At 37.5% G+C, this 16,232-nt stretch carries 18 protein-coding genes; 9 read left to right on the forward strand and 9 right to left on the reverse strand.

Annotated features, from left to right (window positions below; genetic code table 11):
• Positions 1-8: 8 nt before the first annotated feature.
• From ABMA79_RS00275 to ABMA79_RS00285, 3 genes are all read left to right on the forward strand, one after another.
• On the forward strand, positions 9-1,241 hold the full coding sequence (locus ABMA79_RS00275; protein WP_392857475.1) for a HAMP domain-containing protein: 1,233 nt from the start codon (positions 9-11) through the stop codon (positions 1,239-1,241).
• 88 nt (positions 1,242-1,329) lie between these two features.
• Positions 1,330-3,153 (forward strand): translation elongation factor 4, encoded by a 1,824-nt coding sequence (gene lepA, locus ABMA79_RS00280; RefSeq protein WP_392857473.1) that lies wholly within the window; start codon positions 1,330-1,332, stop codon positions 3,151-3,153.
• A 2-nt stretch (positions 3,154-3,155) separates the two neighbouring features.
• Positions 3,156-3,776: a hypothetical protein gene (locus ABMA79_RS00285; RefSeq protein ID WP_392857471.1), complete on the forward strand. Its 621-nt coding sequence runs from the start codon at positions 3,156-3,158 to the stop codon at positions 3,774-3,776.
• A gap of 6 nt (positions 3,777-3,782) precedes the next feature.
• Here ABMA79_RS00285 and ABMA79_RS00290 read toward each other — a convergent pair whose 3' ends face one another.
• The gene (locus ABMA79_RS00290) at positions 3,783-4,778 is read right to left on the reverse strand and encodes a lysylphosphatidylglycerol synthase transmembrane domain-containing protein (RefSeq protein ID WP_393089334.1); all 996 of its coding nucleotides are present in this window, start codon (positions 4,776-4,778) and stop codon (positions 3,783-3,785) included.
• An 80-nt stretch (positions 4,779-4,858) separates the two neighbouring features.
• On the opposite strand from ABMA79_RS00290, the gene ABMA79_RS00295 reads away from it, so the two are divergent.
• From ABMA79_RS00295 to ABMA79_RS00310, 4 genes are all read left to right on the forward strand, one after another.
• A complete protein-coding gene (locus ABMA79_RS00295; protein ID WP_392857466.1) occupies positions 4,859-6,172 on the forward strand; it encodes a UDP-glucose dehydrogenase family protein in 1,314 nt (437 codons plus the stop codon).
• On the forward strand, positions 6,172-6,978 hold the full coding sequence (locus ABMA79_RS00300; RefSeq protein WP_393089336.1) for a nitrilase-related carbon-nitrogen hydrolase: 807 nt from the start codon (positions 6,172-6,174) through the stop codon (positions 6,976-6,978). The genes ABMA79_RS00295 and ABMA79_RS00300 overlap by 1 nt, the downstream gene beginning before the upstream one ends.
• Before the next feature lie 96 nt (positions 6,979-7,074).
• On the forward strand, positions 7,075-7,257 hold the full coding sequence (locus ABMA79_RS00305) for a hypothetical protein (protein ID WP_392857462.1): 183 nt from the start codon (positions 7,075-7,077) through the stop codon (positions 7,255-7,257).
• A 71-nt stretch (positions 7,258-7,328) separates the two neighbouring features.
• On the forward strand, positions 7,329-8,216 hold the full coding sequence (locus tag ABMA79_RS00310) for an alpha/beta fold hydrolase (protein WP_393089339.1): 888 nt from the start codon (positions 7,329-7,331) through the stop codon (positions 8,214-8,216).
• On the opposite strand, the gene ABMA79_RS00315 is transcribed toward ABMA79_RS00310, so the two are convergent.
• Complete coding sequence (locus ABMA79_RS00315) at positions 8,217-8,471, reverse strand: NifU family protein (RefSeq protein WP_021266260.1); 255 nt, start codon at positions 8,469-8,471, stop codon at positions 8,217-8,219. It abuts the gene before it with no gap.
• A 1-nt stretch (position 8,472) separates the two neighbouring features.
• Positions 8,473-9,177, reverse strand: a complete 705-nt coding sequence (locus ABMA79_RS00320; protein ID WP_392857458.1) for an RsmE family RNA methyltransferase — start codon at positions 9,175-9,177, stop codon at positions 8,473-8,475.
• A 61-nt stretch (positions 9,178-9,238) separates the two neighbouring features.
• Between ABMA79_RS00320 and ABMA79_RS00325 the strand changes: the two genes are divergently transcribed.
• Both ABMA79_RS00325 and ABMA79_RS00330 read left to right on the forward strand, forming a co-directional pair.
• The gene (locus ABMA79_RS00325; protein WP_393089341.1) at positions 9,239-10,201 is read left to right on the forward strand and encodes a DEAD/DEAH box helicase; all 963 of its coding nucleotides are present in this window, start codon (positions 9,239-9,241) and stop codon (positions 10,199-10,201) included.
• The gene (locus ABMA79_RS00330) at positions 10,189-10,986 is read left to right on the forward strand and encodes a DNA repair protein RecO (RefSeq protein ID WP_393089344.1); all 798 of its coding nucleotides are present in this window, start codon (positions 10,189-10,191) and stop codon (positions 10,984-10,986) included. Before ABMA79_RS00325 ends, ABMA79_RS00330 begins: the two co-directional genes overlap by 13 nt.
• Here the strand turns inward: ABMA79_RS00330 and ABMA79_RS00335 are convergent.
• The 6 genes from ABMA79_RS00335 to ABMA79_RS00360 form a co-directional block, all read right to left on the reverse strand.
• Positions 10,981-11,868, reverse strand: a complete 888-nt coding sequence (locus ABMA79_RS00335) for a hypothetical protein (protein WP_393056633.1) — start codon at positions 11,866-11,868, stop codon at positions 10,981-10,983. The two genes, ABMA79_RS00330 and ABMA79_RS00335, sit on opposite strands and share 6 nt — an antisense overlap.
• A complete protein-coding gene (locus ABMA79_RS00340) occupies positions 11,850-12,281 on the reverse strand; it encodes a FixH family protein (RefSeq protein WP_393089345.1) in 432 nt (143 codons plus the stop codon). Before ABMA79_RS00340 ends, ABMA79_RS00335 begins: the two co-directional genes overlap by 19 nt.
• Positions 12,281-12,667, reverse strand: a complete 387-nt coding sequence (locus tag ABMA79_RS00345) for a hypothetical protein (protein WP_393089348.1) — start codon at positions 12,665-12,667, stop codon at positions 12,281-12,283. Before ABMA79_RS00345 ends, ABMA79_RS00340 begins: the two co-directional genes overlap by 1 nt.
• Positions 12,668-12,669: 2 nt before the next feature.
• The gene (locus ABMA79_RS00350) at positions 12,670-13,191 is read right to left on the reverse strand and encodes a redoxin family protein (RefSeq protein WP_393089350.1); all 522 of its coding nucleotides are present in this window, start codon (positions 13,189-13,191) and stop codon (positions 12,670-12,672) included.
• A 64-nt stretch (positions 13,192-13,255) separates the two neighbouring features.
• The gene (locus ABMA79_RS00355; RefSeq protein WP_392857446.1) at positions 13,256-13,516 is read right to left on the reverse strand and encodes a GIY-YIG nuclease family protein; all 261 of its coding nucleotides are present in this window, start codon (positions 13,514-13,516) and stop codon (positions 13,256-13,258) included.
• Positions 13,516-15,969 (reverse strand): DUF3656 domain-containing protein, encoded by a 2,454-nt coding sequence (locus tag ABMA79_RS00360; protein ID WP_393089353.1) that lies wholly within the window; start codon positions 15,967-15,969, stop codon positions 13,516-13,518. The genes ABMA79_RS00355 and ABMA79_RS00360 overlap by 1 nt, the downstream gene beginning before the upstream one ends.
• Positions 15,970-16,232: the final 263 nt, after the last annotated feature.

Below are 16,232 nucleotides of genomic sequence, written 5' to 3' on the forward strand. Positions count from 1 at the left end.
GAATAACTTTGAATTTATCACTAAGAAACCGAGTCGCATGGAGTTTTTCGTTTGCCGCAGCTGTGGTAATCCTACTTGCGTTCATCGTTTTTTATCATTTAAATAATCTCAATAAAGAGATCGAGTCGATTACAGATCGTTCTAATAAAGTAACTCTCATTACAGATGAGGTTAGGATTTCAGCGGTTGCAATTCTTAAAAACCAAAGAAGAATTTTAACGAAGAAGCCTACTCCTGAGATGGTTGAAAGAATCCTAAATCTTTGTGAATCATTCACATCGCAACTTCAAAGACTCGACACTCACTACGATGAGCCGGAAGTAAAAAAGATTATCGGGCAGATGCTCTCCTATACCGACTCTCTAAAAGTTATCCTAAGTAAGGCATCTTTATTTCATCGAAATAATATTGGAATGACTTCTATTGGGGAACTTGCGGATAAGATTCTTGATGCTTTCTCCGAGTTTCAAGATATTCAGTATTATCAAAATGTTGAAAGAGAAGAGAAGATTAAGGGAATTATCAACGAAACAAAACGTAAGATGATGATCACTCTTATTATCGCTTTTCTATGGACAATAATTTTAGGTTTAGTTATCCCTGGAAAGATTGCCCTGCCGTTTAAAAAAATTAAGGATGCGATTCGCGAGCTTCAAGATTGTAACTTCGACGTTTCCATCTACTACTCCCAAGATGACGAGATTGGTGAAATTGCTCAAGAGATGAATAAGATGATTCACTCATTTAAGAAATTCGAAGAGCTGCGCGCGGATAAGATCGTAGTTGAAAATAGAAAATTTGATGTACTCGCCAATATGGTTAAGAGGCCAGTTCTCTTAACGAATGCTAAGGGTGAGCTGATGTATATGAATAATCAGATTTACCAACTTCTTCAGGTTCAGTCTGAGGATACAATTGGTAAAGTGATGACTGACTCAATTATTCCTCAGTGCATCATCGAGACTTATGAGCTTGCCATCAAGCGTCGCTCTAAGATTGAAAACCAGGAAATTAAAATCGCTAAGCGCGATGACTCAACTAAATCAGATAAAGAGGTTGGAGATAAGATTTCAGTAAAGGTTGATATTGAAGGTGATGAGGGTGCCGAGGGGCATGAAGAGGCCGAAGAAGTTGTTGAATATATTTATGAAGGCTACGCGTCAGTTATTCCAATTCGTGGACGCGATTCGTCACTCGATTATTACTTGATGGTGATGTCAAAAGAAGTTCAGGCATCTTAATGATTTAGGTGCCTGAAAATGCCGAAAATATAGTTATCCATTGATTTCTGTGCTATGATTCGTGGAATTTAGCGGAGTTATAGATACAATGATTGATAGGAAACTAATTCGAAATTTTTCCATTATTGCCCATATTGACCACGGGAAGTCGACACTTGCGGATCGATTAATTGAAAAAACAGGTTCAATTACTGATCGTGAGAAATCTGATCGTATTCTCGATAATATGGAACTTGAAAAAGAGCGTGGGATTACAATTAAGGCCCAAACTGTACGCTTGAATTACAAGGCCCGTGATGGACAGACTTACTACCTAAATATCATCGATACTCCAGGTCACGTTGACTTCTCATATGAAGTATCAAGATCTCTTGCTTCTTGTGATGGTGCACTACTTGTAGTTGATGCCTCTCAAGGTGTTGAGGCCCAGACTCTTGCTAACGTTTATATGGCCATTGAAAATGATCTTGAGATTATGCCTGTTCTGAACAAGATCGATCTTCCTCACGCGGACGCAGATCGTGTTAAGCAAGAGATTGAAGATGTTGTAGGGATTGAAGCACTAGATGCTGATGAAGTTTCTGCAAAGTCAGGTCTAGGAGTTGAAGATCTTCTAGAATCAATTATCGAAAAAATTCCTCACCCAAAAGGTGATCCTAATAAGGACCTTCAAGGTCTAATCTTTGACTCGTGGTTTGACCCGTATCAAGGTGTTATCTTCTTACTGAGAGTTGTTGAAGGAACAATTAAAAAGAAAGATATGATCTATCTTAAGAACTCTGATCAAGAGTATGAAGTTCTTAAGCTTGCGGTTAATACTCCGTTCTTTACTGAAGTGAAAGAGCTAGGTGCCGGTGAAGTAGGGATGGTAATTTGTGGGATTAAGAATATCCGTGACGTAAAAGTTGGGGATACAGTTATTAATGCCAAAAAGAAAGATACACCGAGTTTAGGTGGATACGAAGAAGTAAAGCCAATGGTTTTCTGTGGTATCTTCCCTGTTGAGTCTAACGACTATGAAGTTTTAAAAGATGCACTAGAAAAACTAGCTCTTAACGATTCTTCATTTACATATGAGCCTGAAACTTCTCAGGCCCTAGGTTTTGGTTTCCGTTGTGGTTTCCTTGGCCTTCTTCACATGAATATTATTCAAGAAAGACTTGAGCGTGAATTTAGTTTAAATTTAATTTCAACAGCGCCTTCTGTGTCTTATAAAGTTAAGATGAATGATGGTGAGATTGTTGAAGTTGATAACCCTTCTACGATGCCAGAGCCTGGTAAGTTTGAAGAGATTACTGAGCCAATCGTTTCAATTTCTATTCACGTGCCAAATGAGTACGTTGGTAAGATCATTCGTCTTTGTGAAGAGAAACGCGGTATTCAAACTGATATGAAATATATTACGGAAGAGCGTGTACAAGTAACTTACGATCTTCCACTTAGTGAAATGGTTTTTGACTTCTACGATAAGTTAAAGAGTTACACTAAGGGATATGCATCAATGGACTATGACTTTAAAGGTTACGAGCCTTCGAAGTTAGTTAAGGTTGATGTTTTACTTAACGGTGAAAAAGTTGATGCTCTATCAATTATTTGTCACACTGATAATGCATATTATAAGGGACGTGACCTTGTTGGACGATTAAGAAAGATTATTGACCGTCAACAATTTGATATTGCCATCCAGGCCGCAATTGGTGCTAAAATTGTTGCTCGTGAAACTGTTAAGGCACTCCGTAAGAACGTACTTGCCAAGTGTTATGGTGGTGACGTTTCAAGGAAGAGAAAGCTTCTTGAAAAACAAAAAGAAGGTAAGAAGAGAATGAAGATGGTTGGATCTGTTGAGGTTCCACAGGAAGCATTCTTGGCCGTACTTGCTGTAGATGAAGACAGTAGTGGTGGGAAAAAATAAACATGGAAGAATTGAGAAGTATTTTAGATGATGCTGTAACGAAGTTTTCATCAAATGAATACTATGACAAATTAAGGTCAGCAAAAGAAGAGTATTTCAAGCTTGCTGGAAAATTATCTGAAGAAGATGATGATTACGAATCTCGTATGAATGGTTTCGTCTATTGGTATATCACTCAACGTGACTTCGATGATAATGGCCCGTTAATTAAGAAATTTGTTAATGAAATCTCAATTGAAGAAAATCAAAAAGATTCAATGTTAAGTATTAACCATTCTCTTTTTGAGTACCGTGGACAAAACCTTTTTAAAAAGCATGTCTTTAAAGACATTCTTCACAATACAAAATTCTACATTCCTAAGAATGAGTTTACATTACAACTTGTAAAGGATGACTTATTCATTGCCCGCACAATTAGCCACGAAGGAAAGACAATGTTACTCGATGACATCTCTGTTCTTCCATATGATGCAAGAGGGCCACTCGTTAAGGAATCAAAGAAAGTCAGAAAACTAAATGATCGCAAAAGAGATATGCAATTTCTTTTAAGAATTGAGGCCCTTAAAACAAAGTGGCGCCAATACGGTCATATCGATCCGAAAAAGATTTTTGTTTTTAATTAAATAATACTACTGAACTTCTTCCAGTGCTTCAGCTTCTTTGAATGTGTGCTTCTTTTTCCAAAGAACGTATGGAATCACACCTAGAAGATTCACTGAAATTGCTACTAAGAAGTAGAGATTAAAGAATGAAGCACCCTTATCTTGGCCTAGCGCTTTAAAAAGCTCTTCAAAAACAAGGTGACCAACTCCTGCTCCAGCAGGTGAGATAGGAATAGCTATTGAGATAAGCCCCACTGGGATAATGCTAAAGAGCTGCTTGATACCAATATTTGCATGAAGGAATGAGTGAACTAGACTCCAAAAAGCCGTAATGGCAAAGATGTGGACAATAACTGAAAGGCCAATGGACTTTAGGATAACAGCTCTGCTTTCTCCAATTTTCCAAAAAGTCTCAGTGATGTTAGCAATCTTATCTCCAACAATTGGAAGGATTTTAATTAGCTCTATCACATGTATCTTAATTCTTACTGGCATAAAAAGCACAAGAACGAATCCAAGGGCACCAAGTAATAACATAATATTAAATGAGATAAGCGGCTTAACCTTTGGTGATAAAACAGTTAACTCTGAATAAAAATAGATTGAAGATAGCCCACCAACAATGAGAAGACCGATAAGGCCAATAATACGATCAATTAGTGCGGTACTTAAGAGAAAAGATCTCTTTAAGTTTTTGTCACAATCTCTAACGTAGAGAAGTTTTAAAAAGTCTCCCGTGACAATACCTGGGAGAAACGTTGAAAAGAATTGTCCTATTAAATTAATTGGGTAGATTTTCTTAATATGAATTTTATCACTCTTTGTTTTCAGAAGTAGTGACCAACGAAATGCTGCAATAAATGAACTGCATATTAAAAGTGCAAGTGAGATTAAGGCCCAAGGACCATTCTCAAGTACCTGTCCGATCAGACTAAGGTCAAGTTTATCTGATTTTGCAAGCCATGTGAGAATTGCAGCCGCAAAAATAACCTTGAGAATTGTCTGAATTGACGCTTTGTGCATATAGTTAAATTCCTTATTTAGGCTTAAAACTTAGCATAAAAGGTGCTAATCTAGTACCAATTTTTAAAAAGGATAAAAGCTTGAAAATTACAGTAATTGGAACGGGATACGTTGGTTTAGTGAGCGGAACTTGTTTTGCAGAAATTGGTCACAAGGTAACTTGTGTTGATATTGACGAAAATAAGGTGGCCATGATGAGACGTGGTGAATCGCCAATTTTCGAACCAGGACTTAATGACCTATTAAAAAGAAATATTAAGGCCGAAAGACTAGCTTTTTCGACGGGGCTTGAATCAGTTAAAGATTCCAAGTCAATTTTTCTAGCAGTTGGAACTCCTTCTGGTGATGATGGTAGTGCTAACCTTACATACTTATTTCAAGCTGCCGAAGATGTGGCAAAGAATATCTCTGATGATGCAATCATCGTTATTAAATCAACTGTACCAATCGGAACTTGTGAAAAAGTAAGAGAGATTGTTGCTAAGAATACTGATAAGAAATTTCATATCGTTAATAACCCAGAGTTTTTAAAAGAAGGTTCGGCGATTGAAGACTTCATGAGACCAGACCGTGTTGTTATTGGACACAATAATGAAAAAGCTGCTCAGGCCATGGAAGAACTTTATGAGCCATTACTAAAACAAGGAAACCCTATCTTTATGATGTCGAATTTGTCAGCGGAGATGACAAAGTATGCATCAAATTGTTTCCTTGCTACAAAAATTTCTTTCATCAATGATATTGCAAGACTATGTGACACTTTAGGTGCTGATATTAATGAAGTTCGTAAAGGGATCGCTAGTGATAGAAGAATCGGTTCTCACTTCTTATATTCTGGGCCAGGCTATGGTGGTTCTTGCTTTCCAAAGGATGTGAAGGCCTTAATTTATACGGCCAAAGAGCACGGTCATTCTTTAAGAATTGTTGAAGCAACTGAAGATGTGAATGATGAGCAAAAGCTTTACATGGCAACAAAAATAAAAAAGCACTTCGGAGAAGACTTAAGTGGAAAAACTTTTGCATTCTGGGGAGTCGCATTTAAAGCTAATACTGATGATGTACGTGAGTCTCCAGCGATCTATATGGCAAAAGATCTAATTGATGCTGGTGCAAAAATTCGTTTCTTTGACCCTGAAGGTGGGCCAAACTTCATGAAAGCGGTAGGAGAAAAATATCACGCATCTTTAGAAGAAGTATCAAATAAGTACGATTGCTTAAGTGGTTGTGATGCAATGGTTACTGTAACAGAGTGGAGAGAGTTTTCAACTCCTGACTTTGCAGAAATCGCTACACGTTTAAATGAAAAGGTAATCTTTGATGCGAGAAACCTATTTAAGACTGAAAAAGTTTTAGGTGAAGGTTTCACTTACTACGCGATTGGGAAGAAAATTTAATGAATGAATTGGTTATCGCCAATATTCAGATTTCTTCATCTCTTGATTACAAATCAAATCTAGAAAAAATTAAAACATACTTATCTCAGGCAAAAAGAGAGGGGGCCCAAGTGGCCTTCTTGCCTGAATGTTTTTATTCAATCTCTAATGGCCGCGAGCCAAGCCCGTACCTTGTGGAGTGGGACAATGAACACTTTGATAACATCAGGCAATTGGCCGTTGATTCTGGGCTCTTCCTTATTGGGGGCTCTGTTGCTTTTAAAACTGATACAGGTATTCTTAATAAGGCCATTAACTTGGATCCTCAAGGTCGTGTTATTGGTAGCTACGACAAGTGCCATCTATTTTCTTGTGACATCACAACTGTAGATGAACAAGGGCAAAGAAAACGAAAAAAAATTAATGAAGCCGATATCTATACCGCTGGAAAAGATCCTTTAATTATTGATGTACTTGGCTGGAAGATTGGTATCGCAATTTGCTTTGATCTTCGTTACCCAAGCTTTCTTCAATATTACTACGATAATAAAGTTGATCTGATCACCTTTGCTTCGGCATTCACTGTTCCAACAGGACAGGCCCATTGGCATACTTTATTACGAGCACGTTCAATTGAAGGACAGTGCTTTGTTGTGGCCAGTGCACAGTGTGGAGAAAATAATCCAGGAATTCATACTTATGGACACTCATTAGTTATTAATCCATGGGGAGAAGTTCTTTCTGATCAAAAGAATGCTGAGGGAATTTCGATTGTAAGACTCAATAAAGAGCAAATTTCTGACACACGTTCACGAGTTATCCTATAGTCTAACTGTTTAAATTTATTGAAAATTGAGTAGAATTTGGAGGTATTTCATAATTACCTGCCGATAAGTCTTTATGATTAGATTTAGGAGGCAAATATGGAATTACTAGAAATTATACTCGTGACTACAGTCATGGCATTTGCCACCAGCGGAAATATTATTCTTTCAGGACTAAGTTATTGGGAGACTGAAGATAGGGTAAGAAGGTCAATTTCTCATGCCAATGAAGACTATGGTATGCGCGAGTCAGAACTAGAAGAACACACTAAAGTTGCATAATTTAAACTTAATTAAGTTCTTGTATAAGTAGACTTCTCGATAAGTAGTAAAAAGCTTATCGAGGAGTTTCAATGCGTTTAGTTTTTATCTTACTTCATTTCGTTCTATTTTCTTGTAGTAGTACGACACAAGCACCAACAGTTAAATACCTTCAAAAAGAAACCATCGTTAAACATAAGTATTCTTCAAATCACGTAAGAATTTTCAGTGAAAAGGCATCAGTTGGCGAGTATCTCGTTATCCTACCTTCGCTTGGCAGAGGGGTTGAAGATTACACTGAGAAATATAAATCGACTCTGACAAATCGTTTTGTCGAGGCAGGTTATCAAGTTGTTTTAATACAGCCACGTGGTATCGGTAGAAGCACTGGCAAGCTAAGTGGAAAAAGTACGACGATGCTAGAGCTTGTCGATGACATAAGAGATACTCTTGATCAGTTAGGAATTAAAGAGATTTGGCTTGTGGGCCATGCTTTTGGAAATAGGTTAGCACGAAGCTTTACTACATATTACCCTAAGTATGTTAAGGGGCTTGCTCTTCTTGCAGCTGGCGGCAATTTTCAAATGACTAATGAAGCACAGAATTGTTTGAAGAATTCTTTTAATATGCGACTAGAAAAAGATAAGCGATTAGAAATGATTAGTTGTGCATTCTTTGCAAAAGGTAATGATGCTTCCATTTGGTTAAATGGATGGTTCCCACAACTTGCGGCCGCTCAAATTCATGCGACCTCTACCATTGATGCAAATAAATACAAGATGGCAGCAGGAAAGAAATTTTTGATTGTTCAGGCCAGTGAAGATTTTATTGCTCCTCCCGAGTTGGCCGGAAAGGTATTAGCTAAAGAGCTTGAGGATCAGGTAACTTATAAAGAAGTCGAGCATGCTGGGCATGCTCTAACTAGTGAGCAACCAGATGAAGTTGCTGAAATCGTAATAGAGTACTTTAAACAGCACTAATTACATAAATGGATTATCACCCTTTGAGTGATCTGTTACATCAACAACTTCAACAATGTCTGGAAAATTTTGTTTTACAAGTCTTGCAACACCATCCGTAAGAGTTGCTTGTGAAGCAGAACAGCCTTGGCAACCACCAGTCATCTTTACGTAGAGCTTATCATTATCGTAATCAATTAATTCGATATTCCCACCGTGGGCAGCTAGTGCTGGCCTTACTTGTTCATCAAAAAGTTTTTCAATTTTTCTAAGCATATTAATTCCTATCCATTAATTGGTTTAAATGGCCAAGGATTGCGATTGAAGCATTCTCCACTCTCATTATTGAAGGGCCAATGCTTATCTCTTTAAAACCAAGATTCTTAAATTCGTTAATCTCTTGGTTAGTCCATCCTCGTTCTGGTCCAATGGCCAATTGTAATGGTCTTTCGATATCTATTTTAACATCTTTTAACTTGGTTGTGGCATAAGGTGAGAGAATAAATCTTTGAACACCTTGTGGTTGCATGTCTTCGTATTGATAAGTTTTCTTAAGCTTAGGTGCCTTGTAGAAAACAGCTGACTGGCTTACACCCAATTCAGATAGTTCTTGAAAACGCTCGTAAACTTTAGAAGTGAGGTAGCTCTTATCACTTAGAATGGCCTTAAAGATGTGAAAGCTGTCCGCTCCCATTGCACTACAATGCTCGAAAACTTTCTTCATCGTAGGTGGCCTTGATGCCGCAATAATTAGCTCGATAGGGTAGTGAAGTCCCGGGCGAGTTAGGCCAACTTCCACTTCGACAATTGCGTCGATAATACTGCTTACCTTAAGAGTCGTTAGCCCTTGCTCAAGAATCGTTCCCTTGAGTTCATCACCAACCTTTACCTTTACAACTTCACGTAAATGTCTCGATTGCTCTTGCGTGAGAACAACTTTTGAGTCGCGAATTTGATCTTTTCTAATTATGACAGAGTTCATCTTCTTTAATTTTAATGAGTTATAGCTTTAATTCTTTTACCACTTCTTGCACCTCTTGGGTATGGATTTTAAAGCAACTTTGTCACAGATCGTCAATAGAGAGCATTCATTCACATTATTTATGGCACCAATGGGCTGGGGGAAAACAAGACTTATTTGGCAATTATTAGAAGACTTTGAAAGGATTATTATTGTCTCTCCGTTGCGTTCAATTCTGGAAGATTTGAAGGAGAGGGAATGTGTTGTGGATAATATTACTGACAAGGGAATCTTTTTAACAACTGTGGAGTCACTTTCTAAAGATGATCTCGATTTTGCTTTAAAATCCAACTCTCTTTTTGTGTTAGATGAATTTCATCTCTTTTATGAATGGGGAGAGTCCTTTCGTCCTAGATTACTTGATTTCCTTTATCAAATCTCATCTTCTAAAAGTACCAAAGTGATAGGACTGAGTGCAACTATTACAGATGAGCTATATCGTGTGATCGAAAGGGATGTCGAAAATAACTTTAGGCATTTCTGTTTTCTTAATATTGGAAACTTCCAAAAGAAGAATATGTATAAGAAGAAGCGTATGTTGATTCGGCCACTTCTTCTACTAAAGCTTATCTTTGAACAATTACTCTTTGAAAGTGGAAGAACCATTCTTTTTTGTTCGTCACGAAAAGAAGTCTTTTTCTGGCATAAGTTCTTTCTAAGATTAGGCATTTCATGTGATTACTGTGTAGGAGGACAAGTTAAAGACTTTGTGGCCAGAGAGAATCTAAATCCTGCAAATCTGATTATTGCCACTAGTGCTTTGAGCCATGGAGTTAATTTACATGGAATTGAAAATATTTATATTAGTTATAAACCTAGTGAGTCCACAAATTTTCAAATGATCGGTCGTGGTGGTCGCTTTGGAGAAGAATTTCAATATATTGGGGCCTTAGAGAAAGGGAGGAAGTGGTGGGAAAGAATTCACTACAAGATATGTAATTATCTCTTTATAATGAGTCAGGACTTATTATTATGGTTGAATTAGAAGGCATTCTCATTAACAAGATTCCATATCAAGACAAGCACTTGATTGGAAACTTACTCCTTAGAAACGGAAATAAAATTTCTGTGATGTTCTATGGTGGACAAGGAGGAGGAAAGAAGAAAGTTTCTTCTATCTTACAAGTTGGTTACCTTTTTAAAGTCGGTTTCGGTCGAGTTAAAAATAGTTTTGAAATTCTAACGAGTAAGGACCATGTCGAAAAATGGTGCCATAAGAATATTTCCCACAGTCCAATGGCCTTCTACTTACTTTGTTTCTTCTGTGAACTTTGTCAGTCGTTTGCTCCACAAATTACACATAAAGACGATCTTGATTTAAGTGAGAAAAGTCATGAAGGAATTTTTCGCCTTCTTTCAAATGCTATCTTTCGCTTGGAAAGCCGAGTTCTAGCGAGTGACTTTAATGCTAATCATGAACTCTTCATTTTTCTTGTTAAGGCAATGGTAGAGCTTGGGATTTTTCCTCGAACAGAAACTTGTGCTGTCTCAGGGGTTGAAATTGGTGATAATGATTTTGTTTCATTATCAATTGAGCAAGGTGGGTTTATTCACTTCTCTCATCTAAGCTTAGAAGAGCAAAGATTAGTAAATGGACAAGAAGGTAAGGCCCTTAGAAGTGAAATGCTAAAGGTTGCAGCAAGCAAGTATTCAGAATATCAAGTAGGTACACAGATTCAAAAATCTGAGCTAAACCAACTTGTTAATTATATTTGTTATCATCAGCACGTTCAACGTGAGCACTACAAGTCCTTAAGCTTACTCTTATAGGTCTTCAAATACTTTGTAAGTAAGTGAGATGGCCTTTGCTAGATTTGTATTCTTTGCTACGTTTAGGATGGTCTCATCTGAATAATTTAAAACGAGTGAACTTCTAGTAAACATATACGAGTAGTTAAAGCTTGTTGAAAGATAGTACTTATTTTCACCTTCAATACCATCGATCTTAACGGCACTATCTTGCCAATAGGTTAGTGAAGTACCAAAGCGCATCTTCGCATTGGGATTATAACCAAGGCCTAAAGAAGACGAATATCCAAATCCTGGCTCAACTTCTTTATTATCAATCGTTCTTTTAAAACCGTAGTGTCCCTCTAATGTCACAGAGTAGTCGTAGTCGTAAACAACCTTAAATAGAGCAAGTCCTAGAGTTGATTCGTAGACTCCTCGGCTTAGTGAGTCTGATAAGAGGGGATCGTCATAGCTATAAATAGAATTACCATTTGGGATTAGCTGCTTAAAGAATAGAAAGCCACGAGGCTTTAAAAGGTTATAAGTGAGCTCAGGTAGAAATTCCCATGTCAGTTGAAAGCTTGGATCGACAACTTCAGTGGTACTTGTTTCTTTGATTGAAGACTCAACTGTTCTTTTTTTAACTGGAATATCAAAGGCGATTTGAAAATAGCTGTCAATGAGGTAGCTACCTTGAAACGCGATAGTCTCAGTTACTTCATTCTTAGAATTAATATTATGAATCTTGCCATCAACCCCCGCTTCACTTGTTACTGCAGAGTTTGCATAGTTGATTTTTGCTTCCCACTGGTGGTCGCCTAAAATAATATTAGGAATATTTGCGCCACCACCGCAGCATGAAGATGCTTGAGTCGTTAGTGAAAAGAAGAATGTAAGTAGAATTAGAGCGTAAGTGGCCATGAGACAGTGTCGTATAAGTTTCCGTTATCTTTTAATTGTAAGTGAAAATCCCAAAGACCACCCATTGTGAAGTAGATATCAGTTAGTTCATAGATTCCCGTCGCAACCTTCGTGACAGTAATTGGATAGGAACCATGCCCCATATCTGGCATCCAGATATAGGCCGAAAAATCTCCAATTGGATCTTTTAGGTTATCTGCTGAATCTTTAAATGTGATCGTGATCGTTGAGCTATCGTAGAGCAGTGGCCCTTTTTCCCATTGACGAGAAATTGTCAGGGCCTCTGTATTAAATTGTAATTGATTTGTAATATTATCACGTCCACCAACTAATTCTTTTAGGTCGCCAGAGAATGGAGATTTTCCACAACTTGTGAATAATAAGAATAAAAGTGCCAGTGATAATAATTTCATTACTTCTTAAGCTCCACATCAATTGCAGCAATGTCACCATCTAATTCAAAACGAACTTGCCAGTAACCTTTCATATGTCCCATAAAGAATTTTGCATTCCCATTGATGATCTGATCTTCATCATATGACCAAGAAATAGCTGGTCCACCGTGTTGGTGTCCGTTTGCCATCATCATCCATACATAAACTTTAAGCTCTTTCGGAGAGACTCTTTCTCCTGAGTCTTTGTCATAAACAATTGCTTCAAATGTTGAAGGCTTTCCATCAAATGGCCCGTTAGTCCACTCGATATCAACGCATAGATTTTGTGATTCGATTTGAAATGGACACGCCATGACAGAAGCAGTGATAACTAGTACAATTAATGCTTTAAATGAATTTAACATATTTACCTCGCGATATAGCACCCAAGTGCCTTTGATTCTTTATATGGTAGTTCTTTTTTATTTTGTAATGCTGTAAGCACGTCATTTAAGTAGAATTTTGAAGATAGCTCAGGGCTTCTCTTATTTGTTACGGCCCCTTGATAGATAACTTCCTCTTTATCATTTAATAAGAAGACATGAGGAGTCTTTAGGGCATTCATTTTATTTGCGTACTTTAAGTCTTGATCAATGAAGATAGGAAAGTTGATTTTGAATTGATCAAAGTATTCGAGGGCCTTCTTCTTGCTGATATGTTTGTTCGAGCTAAAACCAATGAATTCAATATTGCTAAACTTCTTTGCAAGAGAGTTAATATAGTCGAATTGTTTTTGTGAACAAGGACAACTAGGCGAAAGGAAAATAAGAACTTTCTTCTTTTTAGTAACAGAAATTTGTTTCTCTTGATGAGTTGATAAATCGTAGCGTATTTCAGTAAATGCCCCAAACGTTGCGCTTGAGATGAGGAGTGCAATTAGTAATTTCATAGGTGTTATTTATAAAATCTCTAATTGAAGCACAAGAAATCAATACCCTAGTAGGTATTAATTTTTACGATTCCTTGATTAAAGTCAGCTTTTGAGGACGAGTAAGCTTCTTAATTTGAGCTTCTCGTTTACTTGCGCTTGAGCGATCTGGATGCTCTTCTGTAAAACGAATTTTTTTAGGTGGATTGGCCTTGGTGAACTTTGCACCTTTAGGATCATTCTTATGTTCTTCAAATCTTCGCTCTACATCAGTTGTAATTCCTGTGTAGAGCTTCCCATTCTTTGTTTCGATAATGTAGACAAACCACTTGTCGGCCTTTGCCATTAATTCTTTCTCGCTTGATATGTGTCTTCTTTCATAAGCATTCCTGTACCAATTCCGTACTTCTCTTGAGTGCCTAACATAGACTTTAACTCATTCGTGGAAATCTTTCCATTAAAGAAGTTAAGGTAACTTTCAAGCTTACTCTTGAGCTTCTCTCCGTGTTCGTTTAAAAGTTCGACTCTAAACTGAGAAACACCTTTTGCAATTAACTCGTCAATTAAGTCTGTCGAACTCTGTGCAATAGCATTAAACATTGTATTTCGACATTCTTGATCGGCCTTAATAAAGTGCATATTTCCAAATTGGTCTTTAAGTTCCACATGATGCTTTTCACATGGCTTCCCACAGTCTTTAAATGATGATCCCTCCGATAAGAAGGCAGCATACACACAATGCTCCATATGAAAGCTTGGCATATATTGGTGGATATTTACTTCAATTCTCCCAGCATCAGTACTTGCAAGAAGGTTTTCCAATTGCTTTGCATTTAAATCATATGATGATGTTAAGGTTTCAAAACCTTTATCTAGTAAGTAATTGGCCGTTTGTGAATTTGCGACGTTTAAAGAAAAGTCACCTTTAAGTGGAATGTCACATTTAGACCTTAAGTATTGGTAAGAACCAAGGTTACGACAAAGAATAAAATCAGGTTCTAATCGAGTTAGAACATTTAAGTGATGATATTCTTTTGGTTTCAAAATTCTATTCGTAGCAATACCAACTTGGCACTTTGGAAGTTGTTTTAAAAGCTCTAGTGAAGGCTTGTAGTCCTTACCAAATTCAAAGTCTAATGTAATTAATAGTCTTTCGTATTCACAGCTTTTTAAAACTTCAAATGCTTCTTTTACTTGATCTATATCTCTAAGTAGGAAGTTTAGAGTAATATCGTTTTCAGAAACTTCTTTCTTTGAAAGATTAAAAGATTGGGTCTGAGGGGCCTTAACAAAGACTCGCTTGTTATTTAATTCTTCGACGGCTTCTTGTCTCAACTTCTTTAATGATTTCGAGTGAATGAAGGGAGACTTCTCATTTGTTATCAATTCAAAATTTGAAACAGCATAGATTGTACGAGATAGGGCACATGCATCTTTTTCAACTTTTTCTAAATCTGCTGGCTTTCTTGCTTCTTCAACTAAGTCTTCGCTTTCAATTATAACTTGGTTAAAACCATCGTTAATTTTATATGTGAGCTTCTCTCCAACATTTGCAATAAGTGTTACTTGGATTGGAATACGCTTTTGTTTGTTGATATCACTAATTAAGGACTCGCTCTCTTTTGCAACTTTTGGATCCGAGTTCAAATAGATATCCATACCTGGGCGAACTTGCTTCCACTTAAAATCGTGAGCAAGTGAAAGGCTTACGCGCTTTCCTTTTCTTTTTACACCAAAGATTGAAGATCCAACCTCAAGGCCCTTATTGTCGTCGCATATTGCAACACCCATTCCATTCTCTAATTCACGATCAGTGTCGATTTCTAAAAATGGAGGAGAAACTTTTTTTACTTTTCCAAGTTCTATTCCTCGGTGAGCGCCGTAGTGACCTTTAACAAGTTGTTGGTGGTCAACCCCGTGAAGCCATCCTGAAAAGAGTCCTCGTGAATATGTAAGGGCCATATTGTCGAGCTCTTTTTGGCCAACTTTCTTTCCTTCAAGTTTTGCTTTAAATGCACTTGCCGCAGTCGAAACATAGGCCGGCCCTTTAAGACGTCCTTCAATTTTAAAAGAATCAATTCCCATGTCTTGAAGCTCATTGACTTCTTCGATTCCGCAAAGGTCTTGTGGCGAAACTAGGTAGCTCATCTTTCGTCCGTGTTTTGTGAGGTCTTGTTTTTCTCCATCCACAAACATCTCGTAAGAGAAGCGACAACTTTGGGCGCATTGACCACGATTCGCAGAACGCCCTCCAATACTCTCTGAAGTAAAGCATTGGCCAGAGTAGGCGACACATAAAGCTCCGTGAGTGAAGACTTCAAGCTCACGCTGCGTATTTGATCTGATCTCTTTAATTTCTGGAATTGAGTTTTCACGTCCTAGTACAAATCGCTTGATATCAAGGTCTTCAAGAAATGTAATATGATCGTGATTGGTCACTGTCATTTGAGTCGAGCCGTGAATAACTTGCTCTGGATATAATTGTCGGACGATATTTGCTAGTCCGATATCTTGAATGATTAGGGCATCAGGGCCTAGGGCCACAACCTCGTTTAATCTTTCAATAGCATCAGAAATTTCTTCTTCAAAGATGAGAATATTAAATGCGACGTGCACCTTAACTCCATAGAGATGGCACATGTCGATAATCTCTTTTAATTCATTAACGGAGTGGTCGTGAGTTCTCCCACGAGCATTGAATCCTGGCATTCCAACATAGATGGCATCCGCACCACCGTGAATTGCCGCTAGGCACATTTGCATATTGCCCACAGGGGCGAGAATTTCTGATTTTTTCATGACCTGCTTTTAGCACGAGAGCAAAAGGTACGCGATACCAAATCGTGATTTCAGTAATTTATATATAGAAAATAAGTAAATTCATGCAAATCCTTCGCAATTATAAAGACTACTTATCCAAGTTGAGTTTCGTTATTAGGCAGTACTTATAAACTAGTCGAATTTCTATTAATTTCAATAAAAATTGACGCATAAGTTAGTAATATTACAAAAAGGTGGCGCGTACCTTAATGGGAAAATAATTAGCCGTTCGGCATTTCAAA

It is taken from the genome of Halobacteriovorax sp. HFRX-2_2 (assembly GCF_043196705.1).
Classification (GTDB): Bacteria; Bdellovibrionota; Bacteriovoracia; order Bacteriovoracales; family Bacteriovoracaceae; genus Halobacteriovorax_A.